A 23,201-nucleotide genomic window follows, 5' to 3' on the forward strand; every position below is an offset into this window, starting at 1 on the left:
GCGGTGCGACCCTTGAAGCGGGGGTCCGGAGGTGACGTGACGCACCAGCCCATGGGCTTCGCCCTGATCGGCACGGTCTGGGCCTGGGCTGCCGCGGAGCTGGTGCCGCAGGCCCGGCAGCGGCTGCGCAGCGGGCGCACCGAGCGGACCGAGCGGCGCAGCCTCCTGGTCATCTGGGTGCTCTTCTGGGGCGGAGCCGCGGCGGCGGTGCTCACGCGCCACGCGGTCGCGGCCCTGTCGTACCCCGCCCACGGCCGGGTGCTGGGCGGCGTGGTGCCGGCCCTCGCCTGGGCGGGCATCGCGCTGCGCCTGTGGTCGATCGTCGCGCTGGGCCGCTTCTTCCGGGCCACGGTGCACATCCAGCGGGGCCACCGGCTGGTGAGCTCCGGGCCCTACCGATGGGTGCGGCACCCCTCCTACAGCGGCCTGCTGCCGGCCCTGCTGAGCTTCGCCGCCCTGCTCGGCAACGCGCTGTCCTGGCTCGTGTTCACCGTGTGCGCCCTGGCGGCCGTGGCGTACCGGATCCGGGTGGAGGAGCGCATGCTGCTCGACGCCCTGGGAGAGGAGTACCGGGCGTACGCCGCCCGGACCCCCAGGCTGATCCCCGGGGTGTGGTGAGCCGCGTCCCCCGCGAGCCGCCGAGAAGCGGCTCGCGGGGGCGCGAGGCTCAGGCGTCGAGGGTGACGATCATCTTGCCGGTGTTCTCGCCGCGCAGCATGCCGAGGAACGCGTCGACGTTGTGCTCGATGCCCTTGACGACCGTCTCGCGGTACTTGAGCTCGCCGGTGCGCACCCAGGCGCCGACCTCCTGGACGAACTGCTGCTGGAGGTGGCGGTGGTCGTTGACGAGCATGCCCTGCATGCGCAGGCGCTTGCCGATGACCAGCGCGAGGTTGCGCGGGGCGGGGGTCGGCTCGGTGGCGTTGTACTGCGCGATCATGCCGCAGACGGTGATCCGGCCGTGCAGGTTGAGGGAGCCGATGGCCGCCTCCAGGTGCTCGCCGCCGACGTTGTCGAAGTAGACGTCGATGCCGTCGGGGGCGGCGGCCTTGAGCTGCTCGGCGACCGGGCCCTTCTTGTAGTTGAAGGCGGCGTCGAAGCCGTACTCCTCGGTCAGGAGCCGGACCTTCTCGTCCGAGCCGGCGCTGCCGATGACGCGCGAGGCGCCCTTGAGCTTGGCGATCTGGCCGACCTGGCCGCCGACCGCGCCCGCGGCGCCGGAGACGAAGACGGCGTCGCCCTCCTTGAAGGAGGCGACCTCCACCAGCCCGGCATAGGCGGTCAGGCCCGGCATGCCGAGCACGCCGAGGTAGGTGGAGAGCGGGGCGACCGCGGGGTCGGCCTTCACGGCGTGCTCGGCGTCGAGCACCGCGTACTCGCGCCAGCCGAGGCCGTGCAGGACGTGGTCGCCGGGCGCGAAGGCGGCGGAGCGGGAGGCGACGACCTCACCGACGGCGCCGCCGTCCATGGGGCGGTCGAGCTGGAACGGCGGGACGTAGGACTTCACGTCGTTCATCCGGCCGCGCATGTAGGGGTCGACGGAGAGGTGGATGTTGCGCACCAGGATCTGGCCCTCGCCGGGCTCGGCGATCTCGGTCTCGCGCAGTGCGAAGTCCTCGGGCTTCGGCCAGCCGTGCGGGCGGGCGACGAGATGCCATTCACGACCGGTGGCGGGGGTTGCGGACATGGGACGCGGCCTCCTAATGGTTCAGCAAGTGAAACAACCATGCTCCTCGATATTTCATGTTGTCAAGCAACGGAGTAACCTGGAGCCCATGGTCCCCCGTTCTGATGCACTGACCCGTGAAGTGGTCGACCTCATCGCGACCGTCGTGGCGCGCTACCACGCGGAGTACGAGGAGGCCGCCGCCCGGCACTCCCTCACCGGAGCCCAGGCGAAGGTGCTGGCCCTGCTCGCCGGCGAGCCGCAGCCCATGCGGCGGATCGCCCAGCAGCTGCGCTGCGAGCCGTCCAATGTGACCGGGATCGTGGACCGCCTGGAGTCCCGCAGACTGGCCGAGCGCCGCCCGGACCCGGACGACCGGCGCGTCAAGCTCGCCGCCGCCACCCCCGAGGGCACGGCCACGGCCGCCCGGCTCCGCGAGTCGCTGAACTTCGCCCGCGAGCCACTGGCCGGGCTTTCGACGGGGGAACGCACGGTCCTGCGCGACCTCCTCCAGCGGATGCTGGGCGAGGATCCCGCCTAGAGATACACCCCTGTGGGCGGTGCACGCCGGGGGCACCGACGCTAAACTGATGCCCGCCCGGCCGGGAGACCGGCGGGGTGTACGGGCGCCAGTCCGGCTGAAGTTTTGCTGGCGCACGTACGAATACAGCCCCCGCCGCGGACCGACATCCGCAACGAGGGCCTTCGGAAGTGGAAGTCCACGACCGGGCGTCCCTAGACCTGATGGGGACGGCCGGTCACTTCCGTAGCATCCACCTCACGAACTCGCGGATCACCGCGGCAATTCGCTCATGCAGAGGCTTCTTCCGGTGGCGGCCTGGCATCAGGCGCCCCCCTTTCGGTGCGCGGCCAAATGCCGGTGACCGCTCCGGAGGAACCCGCTGGCCGGGTCCTCCGCGAACCCGACAACCTCGTCGGCTCCTCCTTGAAGGGGGGCGCCCACGCAGGGGCGCCGTCAAGAACATTAGCGGCTTCCACCCCCTAACTGGCCCTATACGTAGGGAAATCACCAATCCGGGCGAGATAACCGGAAAATTCCCTGCGGACACTCACGTGCAGCACTCGCACGCCTCACGGACGGCCACCCGCAGTGAACAGTCGTTCGTATAGGACAACCGTTCATTCATCGACCGTTGATCGCTCATGGATATGACCGGTCCATGGTGAATGTCCGAGTGACCCCGACCCATGCGGCTTCCTACGACGACGGACGTGGCCGTACCGATCTGCGCATCAGCCTCCTCGGGCCCGTCCGTGCCTGGCGTGGGCAGGCGGAGATAGACCTGGGGACGCCGCAGCAGCGCACCGTCCTCGCACTGCTGGCCACCCAGGGCGGGCTGGTGCCGAGGGACCGGCTCATCGACGGCGTGTACGGCGAATGTCCACCGGGGTGCGCGCCCGGTCTGGTGTCCACCTACGCCAGCAGGCTCCGCAAGGCATTCGAGCCCGACCGCACGCCCCGCTCGCACGCCCAGGTCCTCACCTCGGGGCGGGGTGGCTACGAACTCCACATCGACAAGGGCGGTGTCGACGTCCACGCCTTCGCCTCCACCGTCGAACAGGCGCGGGAGCGGCGCGGCGCGGGGGACCTCCACGGTGCCTCCGCGCTCTTCGAGCGGGCCCTGTCGCTGTGGCGGGGCGAACCGCTCGGCGGCATCGCGGGCCCCTGGGCGCAGGAGAACCGCACGGCCCTGGAGGAGCGGCACATCGGTGTGCTGGAGGAGCGCTGGGCCCTGGAGCTGGAGCTGGGCCGGCACGCCGCGCTGACCTGCGAACTCGCGGCCGCCACCGCGCGGTTCCCGCTGCGCGAGAACCTCCGCGCCCTGCAGATGCGGGCGCTGTACCGCTCGGGCCGGCAGGGTGACGCGCTCCGGGCGTTCGCCGAGGCGCGCGGCGCGCTCGTCTCGGAGCTGGGCATCGAGCCGTGCGCGGAGCTGCGGGAGCTGCACCGGCGCATCCTCGACGGCGAGTGCGACGACGACGCGCGCCCCGCCCCGGCACACTCCCCCGACGGCGCGGCGGTGCCGCCGCGTCCCCGGCCGGCCCAACTGCCACCCGCCGTGCGGCATCTCACCGGCCGGGACGCGCCCGCCGCCGCCATGGCCGCCGCGCTCACCGCGCCCGGCCGGCGGAGCGTGCCGGTGTGCCTGGTGTCCGGGATGGCGGGGGTGGGCAAGGCGGCGCTTGCGCTGGAGGTGGCCCACCGGGTGGCGGAGCACTTCCCCGACGGTCAGTTGCACGCGCGCCTGGAGGGGCCGCTGGCGGAACCGGCCGCGGTGCTCGGGCAGTTCCTGCTCTCGTGCGGGGTGCGTGCCGAGGACGTCCCGGACGGGCTGGAGGCGCGGGCCGCCGCGTTCCGTTCGCTGCTGGCCGGCAGGCGGGTCCTGGTGGTGCTGGAGGGCGTGGTCTCATCGGCCCAGCTGTCTCCCCTGCTGCCGGGGGCGCCCACGGCCGGGGTGATCGCCACGGCCCGGCGGCCGTTGCCGATGCCGCTGGTCACCGACCACGTCCCGCTCGATGTGCTCTCCCCCGCCGACGCCCGGGAGCTGCTCGTCCTGGCCTCGGGCCGGGAGCGGGGGACAGCGCCCGATGCCGACTGGGCTCGGCTCGCGGAGCTGTGCGGGCGGCTTCCGCTGGCGCTGCGCAGCGCGGCGGCGCGGCTGGTGGAGCGGCCCGTGTGGACGGTTGAGCGCCTGGCGGACCGGCTGGCCGACGAGGGCCGCCTCTTCGCGGAGCTGAGGTGCGGCGGCACGGCGCTGGAGTCGGCGTTCGCGGCGGACTGCGACGGGCTCGACGTGGAGCACGCGCGGGCGCTGCGGCTGCTCGCGGGGCCGGAGGCGGCCGACATCTCGCCGTCGTCGGCGGCGGCGTGTCTGGGTCTGGCGGCGCGGGAGGCCGAGGAGCTGCTGGAATCGCTGGTCGACGCGGGGGTGCTGGGCGCGCCGGGGATGGGGGTGTACCGCTTCCCCGGTCTGCTGCGCGCGTTCGTGCGCGGGCGTGGCTGACGCCGGGCGGGCCGCGGTCGCCGTACGACCGGGCCCGTCCGGCGGACGGGGGCGCCCGCGTCAGCTCCCCGTGTGGCGCACCGGGCAGGACAGGGGCGCGGCCTCCCGCGTGGAGGGCGTCGGGCGCGCGTCGCGTGAGCGCACGTGGACCAGGACGTCGCGCAGCGGGCGCAGGGAGATGACCGGGGAGCCGTACTGGAGGGAGTCGCCCGGGACGCGGCTGATCCGGAAGCGCTGGTTGATCATCGCGACGATGGTGCGCAGTTCGAGCAGGGCCATGAAGTTGCCGACGCACTGCCGCGGGCCCGCCCCGAAGGGGAAGTAGGCCATGCGCGGGCGCTCCTTGACGGCCTCGGGGGTGAACCGCTGGGGGTCGAAGGCCATCGGGTTGTCCCAGTAGCGGGGGTTGTGGTGCGACACCAGCGGCGAGAGCAGGATCGAGGAGCCCGCCTCGATGCCGTAGCCGTCGAGGGTGTCCGGGCCGACGGCGGCGCGCGGGAAGATCCAGATGGGTGGGTGCATCCGCAGGCTCTCGTCCACCACCATCCTGGTGTAGGTGAGTTCCTCGGCGCTCCGGGCGTCCGGGAGGGTGCCGCCGAGCACGCGGCCGATCTCGCCGTCGACCTCCTCCTGGATGTGGGGGTGCTCGGCGATGGCGATCAGGGTCCAGAAGAGCGCGACGGCGGTGGTCTCGTGGCCCGCGAGGTAGACGGTGAGGAGCTCGTCGCGGATCTGCCGGTCGGTCCACGGGCGGCCGGTGGCGGGGTCCTCGGCCTGTTCCATCAGGGAGATCAGCGAGCCCTCGCCGGTGCGCGCGTAGCCGGCGCGGACGTCGGCGACGATCCGGTCGAAGACCCGGTGGATGCGGGCGATCTTGCGCTGCCGGTCGGTCGGCACCCAGGAGGGCAGCATCTCGGAGGCGGTGCCGCGGCGGAACATGACCTCGACGACGTCGTCGACGATGAGCTTCAGCACGCGGGACGACGGCTTGATGTCGTAGGCGAAGAGCGAGCGGCTGAGGGTGACGAGGGTGAGCCTGAGCATCTCGGTCATCAGGTCCACGGGCTCGCCGCGGGCGGCCTTGCCCTCCCACTCGTCGAGCATCTCGGTGGTGGCGCGGGCGATGTTGGGGATGATGTCGGGGACGGCGTTCTTGAGGAAGACGGGCTGGACCGCGCGGCGGTGGCCGCGCCAGAACTCACCGTCGGTGGTGAGCAGTCCCTTGCCCATGACGACGCCGAACTGCTCGTAGAGCGGGCCGCGCACATAGTTGCCGTTGTTCTCCACCAGCACCCGGCGCACCGCTTCCGGGCTCGTGACCTGATGGACCGTCATGGGGCCGAGGCGCATCCGCACGACCTCGCCATGGTCGCGCTGGAGGCCCAGCAGGAATTCGGCGGTGTTGCGGCGCCAGGAGCCGAGGCTGCCCAGCACGGGCACGCCCTTGGGGCCGGGGGCTGTCGCGGTGGCGGCGGGGAGGGCGGTGGTCGCGGTCATCGGGCGTCCTTACGCGTGGTGGCGGTCCGTACGGGCCGGGGCGGGACCGGCCGGGTGCTCTTCCTCGGCACGGGGAAGGCGCGCCGCACGAAGAGGTTGTCGAAGACGGCGTCCGGGGCCAGCCGCCGCAGGGCGAGGGTGCTGTGGGCGAGGAAGCCGACGGGGTACCGGGCGCGCGGGCGGCTGCTGCGGACGGCGCGTTCGACCGCGCGGGCCACGTCGTCGGCCTGGATGGTGAAGGTGCCCGCGAGGGTGCGGCGGCTGCCGGTGTAGATGGCGTCGAAGTATTCGGCGGTGCGGCGGCGGAAGTCGGCGTAGACCTCGCTGACGGGACGGAAGTTCGCCACGTACGTCGCGCCGAAGTCGGTGGTGCGCACCGGGCCCGGCTCGATCAGCACCACGCGGACGCCGAAGTCGGCGACCTCCAGCCGCAGGGCGTCGCTGAGCGCCTCGACCGCGTGCTTGGACGCCTGGTAGAGGCCGCCGCCGGGGACCGCGTAACGGCCGAAGATGGACGAGACGTTGACGATGGTGCCGGTGCCCGCCGCGCGCATGCCGGGGAGGACCAGCTGGCTGAGGCGGGCCAGCCCGAAGACATTGGTCTCGAACTGCCGGCGCATGTCCTCGATGCCGACCTCCTCGACGACCCCGGAGACGGCGAAGCCCGCGCTGTTGATCAGGGCCCCGACCGCGCCGTACTCCGCTTCGACGGCGGCGACGGCGGCGCGCATGCTCTCCTCGTCGGTGACGTCCAGCGCCAGCGTCCGGATGCCCTCGGCGGTGAGCTCGGCCAGCGTCCCGGGCCGGCGGGCCGTGGCGTACACGGCCATTCCGGCGCGGTGCAGCCGCCGCGCGGTGGCCCGGCCGATACCCGATGAACAGCCGGTGATCAGCACCGGAATCGGAGATGTCATCACACTCTCCCGCCTTTTCTCGCACCCCACTGCGAGGTGTGTTCCCGCAAGGGTTCTCGTGGTATCAATGAGGGCACCGCAGGGCGGCATTCAGGGTTTCCGAAAATATTCCGAAGGACCCGGGGAAGGATCCGCATGTATCACCGAATCGTTGCCGCGAAACTACGTAAAGCCTTTGCTCAGATCGACTCCGGGGACTGGCAGTCCATGGTGGACACGCTGGCCCCGGAATTCACTTATGTCTTCTACGGGGAGCACGCGCTGTCCGGCGAGCGGCACACCCGCGAGGCCATGAGCCTGTGGTGGCAGCGGGTCTTCCGGCTCATCCCGGAGGCCCGTTTCGAGCCGCTGGAGATCATCATTTCCGGCGGCCCCTGGCTGACCAAGGTGGCCACCCGGGTGAAGATCGGCGGCCCGCTCCCGGACGGCACCCGCTACGACAACGTCATGACCCAGTTCCTCTATCTGAAGTGGGGCCGGATCACCGAGATCCACACCCTGGAGGACACCGTCGTCCTCCAGCGCGCCCTGGACGCCATCGCCGCCTCCGGTAACGCCGAGGCGCACGCCGCGCCCATCACGGACGCGGACGCGCGCGCCGTCCGGCGGGGCTGACGAGCGGGCCCCGCCGGGCCCGGCACCGCCGCGCGGTGCCGGGCCCGGGCGCGGTCAGCCCAGGGCGCCGAGCTGCTTGGCCAGCTCCAGGCCGTCCAGCGAGAACCAGCTCTCCACGATGATCCCGTCGCGGAACTCGTCGATGACGATCCCGCTCACGGAGAACTCCCGGCCGATGGCCGGCACGCCCTCGTAGGGCTCACCGGTGTGGGTGCCGCTGGCGGTGAACCGGCTGACGACCTTCTCGCCCTCCAGGATCCAGTCGTCCACCACGACCTTGAGGTCGGGGAAGGACGCGCGCTGGAGCCGCACCCACTCCTTGAGGTGCTCCACGCCCTCCTTGCCGTTGGGCGCGGTGCCGTGGCTGATGTGGTCGTCACCGGCGCCCTCGTAGATGACGTCGAGATTTCCCTTGTTGAGGCACTCCTCGTAGTAGCGCTCCAACACGGCCTTGTTCTGCTGCAACGTCGACATATCAAGCGCTCCAATTTCTCTGCGTAAATTCCGGCGGTTATTTCCTGGGCATACGGCGACGACTCCGCAATGCCATGACGGTGGCATCGACCGGTAATTCTGTCAACCGTTTCCGAGCGGCCCGGGAAAACCCGAGACCGTGAGCACGGGCAGCCCCGACACCACGCTTTTCGCGCGCCACACACCCAGCGCCGGATCGCCCTCGACCACGGAATTCCCCTGCTCCTCGGAATGCAGGGTGACGCGGCCGATCACCAAGGGGTCGACGGCGACGGAAAGGCCCGCGCGCGCCTTCGCACACAGCCGCACGACGTTCTCCAGGACGGAGACCGCCAGCGCCGTGCGCGGCACGCTGGGCGTCGCCCAGAGGTCGTTGGAGGCGCACGGCCGCACCTCCGCGGACCAGCGGCCGTCGGGGCCGTGGGTCCAGGCGGCGGCCGGGACCACCGACGAGCGCCAGCGCAGCATCGGTGGCCCCGAGCGCCATGTGGTGGTCCGCGCGACATCCGGCCGCGGTGGCGCGGGCGAGCGCGAATCGCCCGGCTCGTAGACGACCCGCAGGCTCGCCCGCGGCCCGTCCGGGCCGTCGTCCGGCCGCCGGAAGCAGACGTCGACGACCCAGGTGCGCCCCTCCCTCCTGCCGCTGATCTCCCGCTCCCAGACGGTGGTGGGGCCGTCCAGGCGCAGCAACTCCAGTGGCACGACGATCTCTTCGAGGCAGTCGGCGCGCAGCGCGGGGAAGTCCTCCGGGACGATCCACTCGGCGCCCCGGACCGCGCTCTCCAGCAGCAGGCTCACCGGCACCGCCTCGACGCCGTCCATGAGGAAGTCCATCAGGACGGGCGCCCGTTCGCGGTCGAAGGTCACGCGCGAGACCATCCGGCTGTGCGGCCGGTAGGTGACGACCTCGCCCAGGTGGTAGATCTTCGGGAAGGTGTCGGTGAAGCCGGGCAGGTCGGGCACGATGGGATAGCCGATGGCCTGGCCCGGGTCGATCGCCGCGCCCAGCGGGCCCACGAAGGTGACCTCGCCGTCGGACCCGGCGCGCAGCTCCGCCTGCCACTTGGCGAGGCCGTCGGTGACGTCGATGGCCGCCATGTAGCGCAGCGTCGCCGAGAAGTTGGCGATCAGGCCGATGCGGTCCCAGGTCGGCCAGGCGAGCGTCATCACGGGGAAGCCGGCCCGGCCGCTCGCCCAGCGGCCCAGCCGCGCCAGCCCCTCGTTGGCCGCCGCGTACTCCAGCTGGCCGACCATGCCGCCCAGCCGCCCGGTGAGGGAGCCGACGTTGCAGAAGAACTTCAGCGGGTGGTCGCGGAGTTCGCCGAAGAGGTTGGCGAAGCCCTCGATCTTCGTGCGGACGGTCGCGAGGACCTCGTCGTCCGTCTTCTTGGGCAGCCGCGCCGCGGTGTCGACCCCGGCGTTGTGCACGACTCCGGTCAGCGCGGCGCCCTCGCGGGCGACGAGCTCGCGGACCTGGTCGCGGTCGGTGAAGTCGCACCGGGCGTAGTCGACGCGCAGCCCTCGCGCACGGGCGCCGGTGACGTTGGCCGCGAGCTCCCACAGGCGGCGGACGCGGGCGATGTCGCGCCGCGTCCCGGCCGGCGGGCGGCCGCGGTTGTCGGCCCACACCTGCTTCTCGTAGACCTTCAGCTCGGCCTCGTCCATGCCGGACCACGGCTCGTCGCCGGTGGGGAAGGGCTCCCGGCCGGTCACCACGACCCGCAGGCCGTGCCGCTCGGCGAGGGTGCGGGCCAGCTCCCAGCCGATGCCCCGGCCACCGCCGGAGATCAGCACGCAATCGTCGGGGCCGAGTTCGACGACGGGCTCGCCGGCCGGGCGGGCGGACGGGGTGAGCGTCAGGCGCTGCCCGTCGCGGTAGCCGACCTCCAGCTCGCCGGGCCGGCCCAGCTCGGCGGCGACGATGCCGGGCAGCTCGTCCAGCGCGGACAGCGCGATGTCGACGACCCGGGCGTTGCAGTTGGGGAACTCCCGGTGCAGCGTCTTCGCCAGGCCCGCCCAGATGCCGCCCAGCGGCTGCGCGAGGTCGTCCTGCGGGTGGTGGCCCATCCCGCCGCCGAGGTAGGTGACGGCGAGGTAGAACAGGCGGCTCGCCGAGGTCTCCTGTGCCCAGTCGTCGTAGTGCTCGCGCAGGGCGCCGACGGTGCGCAGCAGCGGGTCCCGCCAGACCTCCTCGGCTTCCCCCTCGCCGGGGGCGCGGCCCACGGTGAGGTCGACGATCGCGTCGACGGGGCCGCCCGGCGCCCGCCGGCGCACGAGGGCGCCGCGCTCGGTCAGGGCGCGCTCGACGGCGGCGGCGGTCCCGGCCGCCCCCTCCTCGTCCGCGAGGAGCAGCACGCGCATCCCCGTGAGCCGGGCGGGGTCACCGGGCCGCTGCGGCAGGCTGGTGAGCTGCCACACCATGCGGGTCATCGGCTGGACCGCCGTGTCACCCGCCGTGGGCCCGGCCGTCGTCCGCGGAGACTGTGGGGACTCCATGGTCATGTCCCTTTCCGGTCGGGCGCGTCGAGGGCCACGGCCTCGCCCGTGCGGGCGTCGACGTAGCCGATCAGGGTCGCCTGGAGGTCCTTCATCTGGAGGAGCATGCGGCCGTCGGGCCGGGTCGCGACGAAGCGGTTGTCGACGCGGTCGGCGGCCAGGTCGAAGCCGGGCGGGGTGGCGTAGAGGTCGATCCGGTCCTCCCCGGTGGACAGGACGTGGTCGTTGGCCTCCTCGTAGAGGTCGATGCGGCGGATCGCCAGCGGTGCCGCGACGGGCACGAGGTGGCCGTCGACGAGGTCCAGCACCCCGACCCGCGCCAGGCCGTCCAGCAGGACGCACGGGACGGTGAACCGCGCCCACGCGGGGTCGTCCTCGGGGAGCGCCAGGGCGTAGCGCCCGCGCTTGCCCTGGGGGTGGATGCGGGTGTCGGCGGTGGAGACGAAGGGCCCGGTCAGCTTCACCGGCGAGCCGGGCTGGTGGTACGGGTCGGGCACGGGGATGTCGTCGGCGGTGTCCCAGTGCTCCCACCGGGGCGCGGCCGGGAAGGCGTCGGCGAGCAGGACGCGGGCCGCGAAGTGCACCCGGTCCGCGATCAGGACGGCCCCGTTCGGCGCCACCACGTCCTCGGTCACCAGGACCTGCACGACGGTGGCGTCGCCCTGCTCCCCGGCGATCTCGGCCTTGATGCGCTTGGGCCGGGCCGGGAGGTCGCGGTAGACGCGCAGGAAGTGCTCGAACCGCAGGTCCTCGAAGGCGATGACGTGCTTGCCGGGCACCAGGTGCCGGGCGGCCTCCGCCGCGAGCTCGGTCACGAAGGTGCCGGGCAGCGTCGGTTCGCCGCGCACGGTGTGGTGCTCCAGATAGCCGTCGGTCTCCAGGTCGAAGCGGCACTCGAAGACCGCGGACTTCGCGTCGGACTCGACCACGCGGCGCAGGAAGAAGCCGGGGTCGCGGCCCGTGAGATAGCCGGGGTAGAAGGTCTCCACCGTGGCGCGCTCGGCCTCGCCCAGGTGCACGACGGAGGGCCGCCGCACGGGGGCGTGCAGCTCCCGCACGAAGTGGTGGACGCCTTCGGGGACCGGCATGTTGCTGTAGGAGCCGGCCCGCTCGTAGTACGCCTTCGTCAGCTCGTTGGCCCCCATGCCGACGCTCGCCCACAGCGTCCAGCCAATGGTGACCTCGGCGTGGTCCGTGGTGGCCGCGGCATAGGCGGACGCGCTGCCCAGGAAGTCGTTGGCCGAGGCGTAGTCCGCCTCCCCGAGCTGTCCGAAGTAGCCGAGCAGGGAACCGAAGTTGCACCACAGGCGGGGCGGTGCGGAGCGCAGCGCGTGCTTCAGGTTGAGGTAGGACTCGACCTTCAGGTCGCGGATGGAGGTGAACTCCGCGAAGTCCTTGTCCCTGATGAGCGCGGAGCGCTGGAGTCCGGCGGCGTTGACGAGCAGGTCGATCCGGCCCTGCTCGGCGAGGACGCGGCCGATCGCCTTGTCGACCTCGGCGCTGTCGCGCATGTCGCAGGTCAGATAGGTGACCCGGTCCGCGCCGCTGTGGGCCGCCATGGCGTCGAGGTTCTGCCGGGCGGTACGGGCGTTGACCATCCGGTCGAATTCCTTGTTGATGCCCGCGACCGTCCGGCCACCGCGCCTCGCGAGCTCGGCGGAGATGAAGGCCGCGCGGCCCGCCGCGAACTCCTCGTCGCTCCCGGCGTAGACCGAGGGCGGGTAGGTGTCGAGGGCGTTGCTGCCGAACACGTAGATCCGCGGCCCGAATTGCTCCGCGACGGCCTTGAGGACCTCGGCGGTGATACCCCGGGCGCCGCCCGCGACGACGACCACGGAGTCCCGGCCGAGGACCGCCGGGGTGTCCGCGTCCAGGTCGTCCGGCTCCTCCTTGAGGCGGTACACCTGGCGGACGCCGCCGGCGTCGACCACGACGGGGAAGTCCCGCCGCGCCCGGCTCTCGGCCTCCACGCGCTCCACGGCCTCGCCGGCGTCGGTGGCCGAGGTCAGCAGGGCGAAGCCGGTGGCGTCCGGGAGCTCCAGGCCCGCGGTCTTCAGCAGGCCGGTGAACAGGCCGGAGAAGGGGTGCGGGGTGCCGTCGGTCACCGCGCCCTGGAGGAGGACGACGAGGGAGGAGCCGGGTCCCGACAGGTCCTCATAGGCGTGCTGCACCGCCAGATAGGCGGCGCTGTGCAGGGCGAGGAGCGCCGGGGAGCCCTCGGTGAGCGCCTGTCCTGGGGCCACGGCGCGGCTCAGGTCGCTGAACACCCGCAGCTGGGTGACCGGCTTCCCGGAGCTCGCCAGGGCCTCGCGTACGGCCTCCGGGGTGACCTCCGGCAGGTGGTGCCAGCCGGGGCGCGGGGCGTCGAGCGGGGTGGTCGACAGGACGGTGAGGCCGGTGGTCCGGCCCGCGGCGCGGGCGAGGAGGCCGGGCGCGTCGGTGACGACGGCCGTGCCGTCCGCGAGGAACGGGACCGCCTCCCGTACGGTCACGGGCGGCGCCGCCTCCAGGACGGGCACGTGGCGGCGGACCCGCAGGGGTGTCCCGGCCGCCGTGTGGTCCTGCGAGAGGAAGCCCTCGGGGAGTGTGCCGGCGGTCGCGCCAGTAGTAGTCGTGCCGGTGGCCTCCGCCGGGGCGGAGCCGGTCGCTTCGGCGGGGTCGCCGGGGACGGTCAGCCGGAGCCTGGCCCCGGCGCCTCCCTCGGCGTGCTCGCCCTCCTCGCAGGAGAGGACGACGGTGCCCGCCGGGCCGTGCAGCGCCTTGAGGACGGCCAGTCCCCCGGCCGCGCCCAGGTAGCGGGCGTTCTCGGGCGCGGAGGAGCCGCACAGCAGGGTGTCACGGTGCGCCTCCGTGCCGCCGAGCGCCTCGTCGACGTAGGCGAGGACCGGCAGGCCCGCGCGCTCGGCGCGCTCCTCGGTGGTGAGGGCGAACAGGAAACCGCCCTCGGCCAGTTCCGTCGCGTGCTCCGGGAGGAGCCCGCCGATCAGGGAACGGTATTCGGGCAGGCTGTTGCCGTTGATGCCGCCCGCCAGCGCGAAGTCCAGTTCACCGGTGCGCAGGTAGCGGCCGGCGGAGGTGATGGACGACAGGGCGGAGGCGAAGCCGGAGTCCATCGTCATGTTCGGGCCGTGGAGGTCGAAGTAGTTCGCCACGCGCGCCGAGATGATGTTGGGCATCTGCCCGGGGAACGAGTCCTCGTTGGACTCCGGGATCATCGCACGCACCTGCTCGCGCAGCCGGTCGAGGATCCGCGGCACGGCCTCGGAGCCCGCCCGCGGCGAGTCGGCCAGCGCCCGCTCGACGTCGTCGAGGTAGCAGCGGTTGGCGTAGAGCATCGCGGCGCGGGTGGGGCCCATGTGTCCGACGAAGACGCCGGTCTTGGCGGCCTGCTCGCTCCAGAAGTCGGGCATCTGGTCGCGGAGCTGGTGCGCGCACTCCAGGATCATCAGCTGGCAGCGGTCGAGGGCGCGGATCGTCTTCGGGGGCAGCCGGACCTTGCTGAAGGGCGGCGGCGGGTAGTCGGCGCCGAAGCTGTCGAGCGGCTTACGGCCGCCGGCCAGCCAGTTCACGACCTCCTCGCGCCCGTCCAGGCCCGGCAGGTGGGCCGACCAGCCGACGATGGCGACCCGGCTCTCGGGGTCCGGGGTCTTGGTGACGGGGGTCTCCGCCACCTCGGCGGGCGGCAGCGGCTCGGAGACGATCAGGTGGGCGTTGGTGCCGCCGAAGCCGAAGCCGGAGACGGCCGCGAGCCGGGGCCGCTCGGCGCTCTCCGGCCACGGCCGCGGCTCGGAGGTCACCTCCAGCTCGGTCTCGTCGAGCCGGAAGTCGGCGCGGGGGCTGCTGAGGCGGAACTGCCCGGGGATGGTGTGCTCCTCCAGGCCCTTCAGGTTCTCGATGAGCGAGACCACGCCGGCCGCCCAGCCGGTGTGCCCGATCAGGGACTTGTTGGAGGTGACGACGGTGGGCCGGGAGGTGCCGAAGTGCTCGCGCAGAGTGGTGAACTCGGCGAGGTCACCGGCGGGCGTGCCGGTCGCGTGCGCGTTGATCCACTGCACGTCGTCGCCGTCGACCTCGCCGTCCTCCAGCGCGCGCAGCACGGCGAGGCTCTGGCCGTCGGAGTTCGGGGCGTAGATCGCCTTGCCCTTGCCGTCCGAGGACGAGCCGAAGGCGCGCAGCACACCGAGGACACGGTCGCCGTCGCGGCGCGCCTTGCTCAGCCGCTTGAGGACGACGAGGGCGGCGCCGTCGGCGAAGATGACGCCGTCGGCGCTCTCGTCCAGGGCGTGCACCGTGCCGCTCTTGGAGAGCCCCTGGAGCTTGGAGAAGAGCACCGTGCCGCGCGGCGCGAGGGCGAACGCCCCGCCGCAGACGGCGATGTCCTGCTTGCCCATCAGCAGGCCCTTGGCCGCGATGTCGATGGCGTAGAGGGAGGAGGAGCACGCGGTGTCGACCATGTGGAGCTCGGTGGACGGCGGGAGGATCCCCGCCATCGCCAGCTCGCCGACCCGGTGCGGCAGGAAGCGCGCGGGGTCCTGGCCACCGCGCCGGTAGCGGCGGGCGAGCGCCTCGTCGATGTCGTCGCGCAGGCCCTCCCGCTCCTTGGCCGGCACGTCGAGGCCGTCGACGATGCCGTGGGTGAGCCGGGTCAGGCTCTGCAGGACCCCGGCCTCCTCCAGGTGCTGGCTGCCGTCGGGGGTGTAGCCGATGACGAAGGACGCGCTGTCGGTGGGGCTGTGGCTGACCCCGTCCAGCGCCTGCACCAGGCTGTGGCGCAGCCACTGCGTGGTGAGCTCCTGCTGGTCGGCGCCGCCGGGCATGCCGTCCAGGGCGCCCTCGGCGGGGGTGAAGCCGGTGATGAAGACGCAGTGGTCGGCGTACGCCTTGTCCTCGGCGGCGAGGTCGGGCGAGTGGAAGCTCTCGTGCTGCCAGCGGTCCTGGGGCACCTTGACGAAGAGCTCGTCCCCCGTCATCCGCAGCTTCCAGAACTCCTCGGGGCTGTTGGCCCCGGCGACGGCCATGCCCATGCCGACGATGGCGATCGCGTCGTCGCCGTCTTCGGGTTCGGTCTCGGTCCGGGCCTCGGCCCGCGCCTCCGCCCCGGCCTCGCCCGCGGATTCCCGCACCGCCAAGGTCCGTTCTGCGGAGGTCCGTTCCACGGAGGCCCGTTCCACGGAGGGCTGTTCCACGGAGGGCTGTGCATCCGCGACGAGGGCCGGCGGCTCTTCGGCCGCCGCGAGCGCCGGCGGCGAGAGCAGGGCCGCGCCGAGCGTCAGACCGCCGTCGGCCAGGATGACCTGGCCGGTGATCCACCGGGAGTCGTCGGAGGCGAGGAAGGCGACGACGGAGGCGAACTCCTCCGGCGTGCCGAGCCGCCCGAGCGGCGTGGCCCGCGCGATGACCTCCTGCATCTGCGCGGCCTGCGGAAACTTGTCCGCCACCGCGCTGCTCAGCATGGCGGCGGAGGCGGTGTTGACCCGGATGTTCAGCGGCGCCAGCTCGACCGCGAGGTAGCGGGAGGCGGCCTCGGCCGCGGCCTTCGCCGGGGCGCAGGCGAGGTAGTTGGCCATCACCATCTGCGAGCCGCCCAGCGCGGAGACCGTGACGATGGAGCCGCCGCCCGACCTGGCCATCAGCGGTGCCGCGGCCCGCGCGCAGCGCAGTCCGCCCTTGAGGTTGGTGTCGAGGGCCTTGTCGAGGTGCGCGTCGGTGGTCTCCTCCAGCGGCAGCAGGGCGCCGTCGGCCGCGTTGTTGATCAGGATGTCGAGGCGGCCGTGCAGCCGGTCGATCTCCGCGAACATCCGGTCGACCTGCTCCTGCCGCGCCACCGAGGCGCGGACGAGGTCGACCCGGACGCCGTCCGCGGCGAGTTCGTCGCGGGTCTGCTTGGCCTGGTCGTGCGAGTGGAAGTAGTTGAGGACGATGTCGGCACCGCGTGCGGCGAGTTCCCGCACGATCGCCTTACCGATCCCCTTCGACCCGCCGGTGACCAGGGCCACCTTGCCGGTGAGGTCTTTCATTGGAGCCATGTCCTTACTCACGTTTGCGGCGCGATGTCGTTCGGGTTCCCCCGTGGGCCCGCGCTTCCGGCCGGGGTCCGGGGGCCGTCCCCCGGGAGTCGTGCCTTGCGGGGCCGTGGGCCGTGGTGCGGTCAGGCCGCGCCGGCGTGCTCGCGGGCGCCGCTCAGCTCGGCGAGCACGAAGTCGGCGATCGTGTCCATCGTGTTGTAGTTGGAGAGGCGGAAGCCGGACTCGCGCGGCGGCAGGCCGTAGCGCTCGGAGACCCGGGAGAGCAGCTCGACCTGCTTGACGGAGTCGACACCCAGCTCGGCCTCCAGCTGCACGCCGCCCTCGAAGACCTCCTCGGGGTACTCCAGGGCCTCGGCGTAGAGAGCACGCAGGGCGGCGAAGACCTCGTCGCGGTCCGGGCCGTCGCTCGCGGCGGGCGCCGCTGCCTCGGGCGCGGCGGGGGCGGCAGGAGCGGCGGCCGGGGCGTTCTCCCGCTGGAAGGCGGCGAGTTCGTCGCGGACGTACGCCAGCACGTCGTCGCCGTAGCGGGCCCAGTAGGCCTCGAAGACGCCGGCGGGCACCGCCGGGGCCAGCAGGCCGCCGAGGGTGGGGGCTCCGGCGGCGTGCGCGAGGCCCGCCTCCCGCAGGACGTCCAGGGTGGCGTCGAGGGCGAGGCGGCCACCGCCGTCGAGGGCGAGCGTGGCCAGGGCGCGCACGCCCGTGTCCGGGGTGAGCCGGGTGACGAGCTTGGTCAGCGCCGGGCGCCCGCCCGCCTCCACGAAGGTGGTGACGCCGGACTCCTGGAGGTGGCGCACCGCGGTCGCGAACCGGACCGGCTTGACGAAGTGCTCCGCCAGCAGGTCGGCCAGGGCGTCGTCGGGCTCGTAGTAGCGCTGGAGGATCGGCGAGTAGACCGGGCGGCGCAGCGGGTGCTGGTCCAGCTTGCGGACGTACGCGGCGAACTCCGGGACGGCCGGGGCCAGGGCGGGGGTGTGGAAGGGGAAGGGCGCGTCGATCTCGATCGCGTTGATGCCGAGCTGCCGGGCGATGGCCGTGACGCGGTCCAGGACCTTGTCCGGGCCGCTCACCACGGTCTGCTCGTCGTGGTTCTCGGTGGCGACGGCCAGCAGCGGCTCGTCCACCAGGTCCAGCAGCAGGCGGACCCGGTCGGCGCCGGCGGTGAGGGCCACCATGCGGCCGTCTATGCCCTGCTGCCGCTGGATGACCGCCACGCGCTGCGCGACGATGCGCACGCCGTCCTCGACCGAGAACGCGCCCGCGGCCACGAGGGCGGTGATCTCGCCGAGGCTGTGGCCCGCGAGGACGTCCGGCTCGACGCCCTGGGCGGTGAGGATCTCGTACGCGGCGAGGCCGGCGGCGTAGATGGCCACCTGCGAGACCCAGGGGTCGTCGGCGAGCAGCTCGCCGAGGTCCGCCTTCTCCTGGCCGAACAGGGTGTCCGTGATCCGCCGTGCGAAGAGGTTCTGCGTCTCCGCGTCGATCTGCTCGAATACCCGCCGGATCTGGGGGTAGCTCTCCTTGGCCGAGCGGAGCGCCGCGCTGTCGAAGCCGCCCTGGCCGGGGAAGAGGAGTGCGGTGTTCTGTGCCATGCCGATGTCTCCGTTGCTTGTGTTGGTGCGGGTGGTTCGTCGGTGCACGGGGCTCCGCCGCGTACGCCGGGGTGTGCCGCGCCGGGTCGGGGATCCGGGGGCGCGGCCCCCGGTCGCGGAGAAGAGGAGCTAGGCCGCTCGGCGCGCCTGCGGCGCCAGCAGGTACTCGCCCATCGGGCCGAGGTTTTCGGCGATCAGGCGGTCCGCCAGGCGCGTCGCGGGCGGTATGTGCCGCGGCAGGCCCCTGGCCAGCCATTGCACGAAGCGGAGCTTCCAGCCGGGGCCGGGGCCCGGTTCCAGGTGGTCCAGGAGGGCGTGGATGTTGCGCGGCGAGTAGAACCGCGCGGGATCGACGACGGTGGCGAACATCCCCACCATGTCGCGCCCGTGTGCGGGGCTGCGGCTCATGGCCCGGATGAAGGCGATCTCCTCCCGCGTGTGGTTGGAGATCACCGCGTGGTCGCAGGTGTAGCGGTAGTGCCCGGTGACCATCTCGTCGCGCCGCCGCGCGTAGCGGGCGAGGGCGTCCGGCAGCGGGGTGCGCCCCGACAGGCCGGAGTCGATCGCCTCGGCGAGGAGTTCGGCGCCGCGCAGCCCGTAGGTGATGCCGGAGGCCGTGATCGGGTCGCGGGTGTATCCGGCGTCGCCGACAAGCGCCCAGCCCGGGCCGTGCGAGCGGCGCAGGAAGTTGGGGACCGCGCCCGTCAGCCACTTGTCGGCCCGCTTGGTCTCGCGCAGCAGCTGGGCCCGCTCGGGGTCCACCTCGGCGAACGCGGAGATGACCGTGCGGTCGCGCTCCTCGTCGCTGCCCGCCTTGAAGTCGCCGACGGGCAGGGCCACTCCGACGATGGTCAGGCCGTCGTGCGTCGGCCAGGTGAAGGTGTGCTTGCCCGCGTGGCGGTAGGTGCGGACCTTCCCGTCGTGCGGGATGCCCTCCCAGTAGGACCAGTGGCTCTTGTTCAGTACGGGCTTGGTGGCGTACTTCTCGGCGCCGACGAGGCGGGCGACGGTGGAGTTGGAGCCGTCGGCGCCCACCACGACGCGGGCGTGCTCGACGGCCGTGACGCGCTCCCCGGACTCGCCGCGCACGCCGGTGACGGCGCCGTCCTCGTCCCTCAGGAGCTCGCGGAGGGAGAACCCCTCGCGGAACTCCGCGCCGGCCTTGATCGCCGCTTCCAGCAGGATGCGGTCGAGTTCGGCGCGGTCCGGGGAGTACGCCTCGCCCACGCCGTCGACGGCGGGCAGCCGGGCCATCAGCTGCGCCGGGCCGCTCTTGAGGCCGTACTCGTGGATGGGCGGGCAGCCGGTGGCGGTCAGTTCGTCGAGCAGGCCCCAGTTCTTCAGCCGGAGGATGCCCGGCGGGTGGACCAGGTTGGTCGCCGCGGCCTTCCCGCCGGGGAAGGTGGCGCGGTCGAGGAGCAGGACCTTGTGGCCCGCCTTCGCGAGCAGCATCGCCGTGGAGGCGCCGCCGACCCGCGCTCCCACCACAATCACGTCGTACATGTACGTCCCCCAAGTCGTGCGGGCTTCCGGCTGGTTGCCGAGGAACCCGTGGTGCTGTTCCGTGCTGCCGGGCTCAGCGAGAGCGCTCCAGGAGGTCGCCGTCCCGCGGCAGCTCCGCGTCCCGCGCCCCGCCCGCCGCCGCGACATGCTTGCCGCGTGCGCGGCGGGGTGCGGTGAGGATGGCGAGGCAGCCCAGGGCCGCGAAGCCGGCGCCCACCCAGGAGGCGGGGACGAGGCCGTCCACGAAACTCTGGGGTGTGCCGTATCCGCCCTGCGCGGTGAAGACGGAGGTGAGGACGGCGACCCCGAGGACGCCGCCGAGTTCACGGAAGGTGTTGTTGGCTCCGGAGGCGATGCCCTGGTCGCGCGGGGCGACGATGTTCATCGCCATCTCGGCCACGGGTGCGAAGAACAGCCCGAGGCCGATGCCGCCGAGCACCAGGCCGGGCACCTCGTCGGAGTAGGCGGTGTGCGTGCCGACCACGGAGGCGAGCCAGCCGAGCGCGACGGCCTCGGCCAGCAGGCCCAGGGCGACCACGAGGCGGTTGCCGATCCGCGCGGTGAGCAGGGCGGCGACCGGGGCGATCACGACGGGCATGGCCGTCCAGGGCAGCATCCGCACGCCGGCTCCCAGCGGCGAGAAGCCCTGGATGTTCTGCATGAACTGGGTCAGCAGGAACACGAGGCCGAACATCGCGGCGAACATCATCAGGCTGGCGACGTTGACGGCGGTGAACGCGCGGTTGCGGAACAGCCGCAGCGGCAGCATCGGGTGGCGGGTGCGGGCTTCCCAGAAGACGAAGGCGATGAGCAGCACCACGCCGCCGATCAGGGAGACGAGCACCTTGCCGCTGGTCCAGCCGTCGTCGGTGGTGCGCACCAGGGCGAAGACCACGCCGAACATGCCGAGGATCACCAGCACGGTGCCGCCGATGTCCAGGGAGCTCTCGGGGTGGGTGCTCTCGGCGAGCTTCCACGCGCCCAGCAGCAGCACCACGATGCCGATCGGCACATTGATCCAGAAGATCCACTGCCAGGAGATCTTCTCGACGACGGTGCCGCCGATCACCGGGCCGAGGGCGACGGCGAGGCCGCTGAGCGCGCCCCAGATCCCCAGCGCCATGCCGCGCTTGCGCTCGGGCACCGCCGCGGTCAGCAGGGTCAGTGTCAGGGGCATCACGATGGCGGCGCCGAAGCCCTGCACGGCGCGGGCGACGATCAGTTGCCCCGAGGAGTCGGACAGGGCGCAGGCGGCGGACGCCCCGGTGAAGACGACCAGGCCCACCAGGAACATCCGGCGGCGCCCGAAGCGGTCACCCGCCGCCGCGCCGGCCATGAGGAAGACCGCGAAGGTCAGGGTGTAGGCGTTCACCGTCCATTCGAGGTCCTGGAGGCTCGTGCCGAGGGACTCCCGGATGGCGGGGAGCGCGGTGATCACCACGAGGTTGTCGAGCGCTGCCATGAAGACCGCGAGCCCGGTCACGATCAGGGTCCAGACGGGGTTTCCGCGTGGACCGGACCGACTCAGCATGAGGGACCCTTCTGGTGAATGGACGGCGGGGATGCGGTGGTCGAGGGGGTGTCCGTGGGCGCGGACGGCGCGGACAGGGTGTCCAGCGCCTCGCGCCACAGGGCCGCGAGCCGGTCGGCCCCGGGCAGTCTGCGGTCGTAGAGGAAGCTCACCCGGACCCGGGAGCCGCAGGAGAGCAGCGTCACGGAGAGGGCGTTGCCCGGCAGGAGCACCCCGAGCGGTATCGCGTCGATCATGGGGTCGCCCTTGAAGGACAGTAAGGCGGGCTGGCTGTAGTTGGAGGCGTAGAGCGGGGACGAGCGGGGGCTGAGCAGGCGCCTGACGGTCCATCGGGTCAGGGCCGGGGGCAGCAGGGCGACCAGGGCCCTGCTCGCGGGCCGCAGGCCGCGCGAGCGCATCCGGCGGGTGCCCTCGACGAGCTCCGCGAACGCCGCGTCGGTGCGCAGCCCCTGGCCGGGGAGCGCGACGACCGCCGTGGTGAGGTGGTTGCCGGGGGCCGCCTCCTCGCCCGTGCGCCGGGTGCTCAGCGGCATCCGGACCGGCACGGGCGACGCGCGGAAGACGGCCCGCACCCCGCCCTTCTCCCCCGCGGCGCTCCAGGTGGCGAGCGCGCCCCGGAGTGCCATGAGGAAGGCGTCGTTGAAGGTGCCGCCGAACCGCTGCCCCAGCAGGCCGAGTTCGCGCCGGGTCGCGCTCGTGCTGCACACGGCCAGGTGGCCGGGGCGGGGTTCGGGCGCCCTGGGCCAGCGCCGGGCGGGGAGCAGGCCGCGTACGAGGCCGGCGCCCACGCTCAGCGTGCCGCGGAGCAGTTCGTCGGGACACGCCCCGAAGAGCGGGCCCTGCTCGTCCCGGCCCCTCCGCTCCGGTTCCTTCCCGTCGCCGAACAGGGACCCGATGACGTGCACGGCGCCCATGCCGTCCTCGGTGCTGTGGTGGACGCGGTAGCACACCGCGTACTCCTTGGGTGCGTAGCCGTGGACCAGGTGGAGGGACCACAGGGGTCCGCCGTCGGGCAGTGGCAGTCGTGCGAGGGCGGTGAGCACCTCGTCCAGCGTGGTTCCCGCGGGGAACTCCTCCTCCCTGAGGTGGTCGCGTATGTCGAAGACGGAGCTGGGCACGTGATACGCCCGGCCCGACGCGGCGGTCGTCCGGCAGGTCAGCCGTGGCAGGCCGGGCAGCCTGGCCACGAGGTGGTCGCGGAGCTCCGCCAGTGGGGGCGGGCTGCCGCGGAACCTCAGGAACTGGCCGTGGGTCAGGCCGGGTTCCCGGCCCATGGAGAGGAAGACCTCGTCGATCGGGTTGAGTGGACGCTTCAATTCCGCTCCCAGTCGAGCACTACGGGGGACAGGGCACCGGTGCCGCGCGGATGTACGGAAGGCATGGAGCCGCGGAAGTCTGCGACGGCGGCCGGAGTCCTGGAATGCGGATACCCCGCGGAAGGTTTTTCCGGGCCGGTATTCGAGCACTCTCCCCCGTGCTCCCCGAACCGCCGTGCAATTGACTCTAGCGAGCGGCGATCACCCGGGGGACTGTACCTTGGTACAGGAACCGGTAGGTGTGCGCGACCAGACCGGCCTGCAATCTGGATTCCACGCACAATTTGCTGAGCACACGGGCCACATGAAACTTGACCGTGCGTTCCGTCACATCCAGCCGTTGCGCGATGCTGCGATTCGAGAACCCCTCGCCGAGGAGCTCGAACACCTCCGCCTCGCGCTCCGACAGCAGCGCCACCCGCTCCGACTCCCGCTGCCAGGGCGGGGTTTCGACCTGGTCACCGGCCGTGCGGGCGGCACAGGACGCACTGGGCGCCGGGGCGTACGGACACGCGGCAACGGTGCAGGACACGGGAATTCCCCCTTTT

15 protein-coding genes are annotated in these 23,201 nt (G+C 72.7%); 4 read left to right on the top strand and 11 right to left on the bottom strand.

Going from position 1 to position 23,201, the window contains the following annotated elements; translation table 11 throughout:
- The first annotated feature begins 36 nt into the window (after nt 1-36).
- Nucleotides 37-618, top strand: coding sequence for a methyltransferase family protein (locus tag ACH427_RS21920; protein WP_398871553.1), 582 nt, complete (start codon nt 37-39; stop codon nt 616-618).
- Nucleotides 619-667: 49 nt separating this feature from the next.
- Here the strand turns inward: ACH427_RS21920 and ACH427_RS21925 are convergent, their stop codons facing one another.
- Nucleotides 668-1,687: an NADP-dependent oxidoreductase gene (locus tag ACH427_RS21925; RefSeq protein WP_398871555.1), complete on the bottom strand. Its 1,020-nt coding sequence runs from the start codon at nt 1,685-1,687 to the stop codon at nt 668-670.
- An 88-nt stretch (nt 1,688-1,775) separates the two neighbouring features.
- Here ACH427_RS21925 and ACH427_RS21930 point away from each other — a divergent pair, with 88 nt between their 5' ends.
- Together ACH427_RS21930 and ACH427_RS21935 are read left to right on the top strand one after the other, a co-directional pair.
- A complete protein-coding gene (locus ACH427_RS21930; RefSeq protein WP_398871557.1) occupies nt 1,776-2,207 on the top strand; it encodes a MarR family winged helix-turn-helix transcriptional regulator in 432 nt (143 codons plus the stop codon).
- Nucleotides 2,208-2,847: 640 nt separating this feature from the next.
- Nucleotides 2,848-4,692 (top strand): BTAD domain-containing putative transcriptional regulator, encoded by a 1,845-nt coding sequence (locus tag ACH427_RS21935; RefSeq protein ID WP_398871559.1) that lies wholly within the window; start codon nt 2,848-2,850, stop codon nt 4,690-4,692.
- Between the two features lie 60 nt (nt 4,693-4,752).
- Here the strand turns inward: ACH427_RS21935 and ACH427_RS21940 are convergent, their stop codons facing one another.
- Both ACH427_RS21940 and ACH427_RS21945 read right to left on the bottom strand, forming a co-directional pair.
- Nucleotides 4,753-6,189, bottom strand: coding sequence for a cytochrome P450 (locus ACH427_RS21940; protein WP_398871561.1), 1,437 nt, complete (start codon nt 6,187-6,189; stop codon nt 4,753-4,755).
- Nucleotides 6,186-7,103 (bottom strand): SDR family NAD(P)-dependent oxidoreductase, encoded by a 918-nt coding sequence (locus ACH427_RS21945; protein WP_398871563.1) that lies wholly within the window; start codon nt 7,101-7,103, stop codon nt 6,186-6,188. Before ACH427_RS21945 ends, ACH427_RS21940 begins: the two co-directional genes overlap by 4 nt.
- Before the next feature lie 135 nt (nt 7,104-7,238).
- On the opposite strand from ACH427_RS21945, the gene ACH427_RS21950 reads away from it, so the two are divergent.
- Nucleotides 7,239-7,718 carry a nuclear transport factor 2 family protein gene (locus tag ACH427_RS21950; RefSeq protein ID WP_398871565.1) on the top strand — a complete coding sequence of 160 codons (480 nt, stop codon included), beginning with the start codon at nt 7,239-7,241 and terminating at the stop codon, nt 7,716-7,718.
- A gap of 54 nt (nt 7,719-7,772) precedes the next feature.
- Here ACH427_RS21950 and ACH427_RS21955 read toward each other — a convergent pair whose 3' ends face one another.
- The 8 genes from ACH427_RS21955 to ACH427_RS21990 all read right to left on the bottom strand — a co-directional run bounded on the left by ACH427_RS21955 (nt 7,773) and on the right by ACH427_RS21990 (nt 23,185).
- On the bottom strand, nt 7,773-8,192 hold the full coding sequence (locus ACH427_RS21955) for an ester cyclase (RefSeq protein WP_398871567.1): 420 nt from the start codon (nt 8,190-8,192) through the stop codon (nt 7,773-7,775).
- A gap of 102 nt (nt 8,193-8,294) precedes the next feature.
- Nucleotides 8,295-10,688 (bottom strand): KR domain-containing protein, encoded by a 2,394-nt coding sequence (locus ACH427_RS21960; RefSeq protein ID WP_398871569.1) that lies wholly within the window; start codon nt 10,686-10,688, stop codon nt 8,295-8,297.
- A gap of 2 nt (nt 10,689-10,690) precedes the next feature.
- Nucleotides 10,691-16,705, bottom strand: coding sequence for an SDR family oxidoreductase (locus ACH427_RS21965; protein ID WP_398871571.1), 6,015 nt, complete (start codon nt 16,703-16,705; stop codon nt 10,691-10,693).
- Nucleotides 16,706-16,836: 131 nt separating this feature from the next.
- Nucleotides 16,837-18,303, bottom strand: coding sequence for an acyltransferase domain-containing protein (locus ACH427_RS21970; protein WP_398871573.1), 1,467 nt, complete (start codon nt 18,301-18,303; stop codon nt 16,837-16,839).
- Between the two features lie 129 nt (nt 18,304-18,432).
- Nucleotides 18,433-19,806 (bottom strand): NAD(P)/FAD-dependent oxidoreductase, encoded by a 1,374-nt coding sequence (locus tag ACH427_RS21975; RefSeq protein WP_398871575.1) that lies wholly within the window; start codon nt 19,804-19,806, stop codon nt 18,433-18,435.
- A 73-nt stretch (nt 19,807-19,879) separates the two neighbouring features.
- Complete coding sequence (locus tag ACH427_RS21980) at nt 19,880-21,337, bottom strand: MFS transporter (protein ID WP_398871577.1); 1,458 nt, start codon at nt 21,335-21,337, stop codon at nt 19,880-19,882.
- A complete protein-coding gene (locus tag ACH427_RS21985; RefSeq protein WP_398871579.1) occupies nt 21,331-22,653 on the bottom strand; it encodes a wax ester/triacylglycerol synthase domain-containing protein in 1,323 nt (440 codons plus the stop codon). The genes ACH427_RS21980 and ACH427_RS21985 overlap by 7 nt, the downstream gene beginning before the upstream one ends.
- 187 nt (nt 22,654-22,840) lie before the next feature.
- Nucleotides 22,841-23,185, bottom strand: coding sequence for a LuxR C-terminal-related transcriptional regulator (locus ACH427_RS21990; protein ID WP_398871582.1), 345 nt, complete (start codon nt 23,183-23,185; stop codon nt 22,841-22,843).
- Between the last annotated feature and the right edge of the window lie 16 nt (nt 23,186-23,201).

This window comes from Streptomyces sp. NPDC020379 (assembly GCF_044387105.1).
Classification (GTDB): domain Bacteria; phylum Actinomycetota; class Actinomycetes; order Streptomycetales; family Streptomycetaceae; genus Streptomyces.

What these genes read in the sequence shown, in the direction of transcription:
- ACH427_RS21960 (WP_398871569.1), bottom strand. Translation starts at nt 10,688, where the DNA reads ATGGAGTCCCCACAGTCTCCGCGGACGACGGCCGGGCCCACGGCGGGT.
- ACH427_RS21965 (WP_398871571.1), bottom strand. Translation starts at nt 16,705, where the DNA reads ATGAAAGACCTCACCGGCAAGGTGGCCCTGGTCACCGGCGGGTCGAAG.
- ACH427_RS21945 (WP_398871563.1), bottom strand. Translation starts at nt 7,103, where the DNA reads ATGACATCTCCGATTCCGGTGCTGATCACCGGCTGTTCATCGGGTATC.
- ACH427_RS21935 (WP_398871559.1), top strand. Translation starts at nt 2,848, where the DNA reads ATGGTGAATGTCCGAGTGACCCCGACCCATGCGGCTTCCTACGACGAC.
- ACH427_RS21975 (WP_398871575.1), bottom strand. Translation starts at nt 19,806, where the DNA reads ATGTACGACGTGATTGTGGTGGGAGCGCGGGTCGGCGGCGCCTCCACG.
- ACH427_RS21930 (WP_398871557.1), top strand. Translation starts at nt 1,776, where the DNA reads ATGGTCCCCCGTTCTGATGCACTGACCCGTGAAGTGGTCGACCTCATC.
- ACH427_RS21925 (WP_398871555.1), bottom strand. Translation starts at nt 1,687, where the DNA reads ATGTCCGCAACCCCCGCCACCGGTCGTGAATGGCATCTCGTCGCCCGC.
- ACH427_RS21980 (WP_398871577.1), bottom strand. Translation starts at nt 21,337, where the DNA reads ATGCTGAGTCGGTCCGGTCCACGCGGAAACCCCGTCTGGACCCTGATC.
- ACH427_RS21970 (WP_398871573.1), bottom strand. Translation starts at nt 18,303, where the DNA reads ATGGCACAGAACACCGCACTCCTCTTCCCCGGCCAGGGCGGCTTCGAC.
- ACH427_RS21955 (WP_398871567.1), bottom strand. Translation starts at nt 8,192, where the DNA reads ATGTCGACGTTGCAGCAGAACAAGGCCGTGTTGGAGCGCTACTACGAG.
- ACH427_RS21940 (WP_398871561.1), bottom strand. Translation starts at nt 6,189, where the DNA reads ATGACCGCGACCACCGCCCTCCCCGCCGCCACCGCGACAGCCCCCGGC.
- ACH427_RS21950 (WP_398871565.1), top strand. Translation starts at nt 7,239, where the DNA reads ATGTATCACCGAATCGTTGCCGCGAAACTACGTAAAGCCTTTGCTCAG.